This is a genomic window from Chamaesiphon sp. VAR_48_metabat_403, assembly GCF_031422475.1.
Lineage (GTDB): Bacteria > Cyanobacteriota > Cyanobacteriia > Cyanobacteriales > Chamaesiphonaceae > Chamaesiphon.
The window spans coordinates 1-2232 of sequence record NZ_JANPLS010000286.1 but is presented as its reverse complement, the minus strand read 5'-3'; the positions used below and the strand labels follow the sequence as shown (position 1 = coordinate 2232).

The following is a 2232-nucleotide window of genomic DNA, read 5'->3' as shown; positions in this document are numbered from 1 at the left end:
TAAGTGCGGGTACTTCGATCGGTAGTTCTAATGCTTTACCCATGCTGGCTACGCGTTTGTGGACGATCGCAACTTCTTCGTCGGCACTATCGGGGACTGGTAAAATGACGGTGTTAAAGCGGCGTTTGAGGGCACTAGATAACTCGTTTACGCCCTTATCGCGATTATTCGCAGTAGCGATGACGTTGAATCCTTTTTGCGCTTGTACCGCCGTACCGATTTCGGGAATGGGCAGGGTTTTTTCAGATAATACGGTAATTAAGGTATCCTGAACGTCTGCGGGAATCCGCGTCAGTTCTTCAATGCGGACGATTTTACCATCGTTCATCCCATTCATCATTGGACTGGGCACTACAGCCGCCATCGATGGCCCTGCGGCTAATAATAACGCGTAATTCCACCCATAGCGAATGGCTTCTTCGCTGGTGCCTGCGGTACCTTGAATTAGCAGGGTAGAGTCGCCTGTGACGGCGGCGGTGAGGTGTTCGGATACCCACGATTTAGCGGTACCGGGTACGCCGTATAGTAGTAAGGCGCGATCGGTTGCTAAGGTCGCGATCGCAATTTCCATTAGGCGACGACTACCGATATATTTGGGGCTAATTTCAAAGCCATTTTCTAGCTTACCGCCGAGGAGGTAGGTGGCGACTGCCCAGGGGGAGAGTTGCCAGTTGGGGGGTTTTTGGCGGGTGTCGGCTTGACTGAGTTCGGCAAGTTCGTGAGCGAATTGCGCTTCGGCATTTTGACGGAGGGTGGTAATGGTGCTTTCGATTGTAGTTTCAGCGGTGGTTTTGGCTTTGGCTTTTGGCGGCATAGTAGATTAGTTGAAAGTTTTTTGAGAGTAAAGATTTAAAAGGTATCGAATTTAAATCATGTTCGAGATTACTAGTGTTTTGCAGAGTTACATTTTTTTAACCGCAGAGGCGCAGCGATTGTCGGGTTCCCCGACGGTTTAACAAATCAAGACAGAGAGCGCAGAGAGGGGAGAAAGTATGAATTTTTGGTTATGCAGTATTAAAGGTCGATCGCATATCTCGTCGAAATTTCATCAGGTCGAGGAAATAGCTATAAGTAAAATTCTCTAATGATAATTTCGATTGCATCTGCTCGATCTCTGGTATAACACTGATGTCTAAAAATCGACTATATAGATTAGCTAAATTTTGTTGTTGGTAGTAATAGCTATTCGATCCAACAATTAGTTTTTGAATATACCTATCGAAGTGCTGGATTGCTAAGTTACTAATTTCTGGACTCCATTCACAGTATCTATTTGTAGAAATGTGAAAGCAATTTGTGATGACATGAAGGCTGACATCGAGATTGTCGATCGACTCATTGGGTGTGAAAATATTTGTGAAAAAATTTGTCAGAAATTCACTATTGTCTCCAGCGAAAGATCCGACAAGCTGTTGGATTTGATTTATGCCTAAAAGTGGATACGCTCGATTTAATAATGCCTCGATCCAGTCTGTCCGCCGTTGAGAACAAGCTGCTTTAACTAATCCGGTGATGACGATCTCCTTTTCATAAGGGATAATCATCGCAGCATTTATTAATCGATCGATATCTCCCATCCAAATATCCAGATCCGCAGCACTAATAACTTGCAACAATTTTGATTCTGGTTTCATGTTATTACTAACACCAGCAGCCTGCCACTCTTTATCGTGGATCGGCGACAGATTAATCTCGATTTGGTACTTGTTATTTTTTTTCTCTTTAATCGTCAAACATTTACTAGCTAATTCAGTTAGTCTTTGCCGATATCGACTGGGCAATTGTCGTAATAGGTCGGCAGCTAAATGGCGAACTGGTTCGCTACGATCGAATAAGGCTATTTCTAAAAATTCTTCATCTGCTAAACTTAAATTAGTTTGCAATATTTCTAACCAGGCTAATCGATCGTCTGCTTTATCTTGTTTCCAACTAGCGGCTACGGCAAGGCAAGATTCGATCGGTTGAATTTGTCGCCATTTAGTTAGTGCGGCTGCCCGTTCGGTGCGGGTGCCAGTCATCCAAATTTCTTGCAGTTCGATCGGATTTGGATCTAAATTTACGGTATCGATCGCATATTTCCAATTGGAATTTTGGTTGGTTAACCAGTGCCCCCGATTGCCTAAAATTGGTAAGATTGCCGATCGTAAATCTCGTTCGCGTTTACCTAAATCTAGTAGTAATGGTAGAAAATCTGGAGGGACTGTTTGCCCCGATTTTGCTAGCAGTCGTAAT

Annotated in this window: 2 protein-coding genes; both read right to left on the bottom strand. The window is 43.8% G+C overall.

The window, feature by feature from the left end; all coding sequences use genetic code 11:
• Positions 1-814 (bottom strand): AAA family ATPase (locus RMO79_RS13535; protein ID WP_310483686.1); only part of this gene is annotated, 814 nt, incomplete at its 3' end.
• Positions 815-1004: 190 nt separating this feature from the next.
• Positions 1005-2232 (bottom strand): DUF5691 domain-containing protein (locus tag RMO79_RS13530; protein ID WP_310483685.1); only part of this gene is annotated, 1228 nt, incomplete at its 5' end.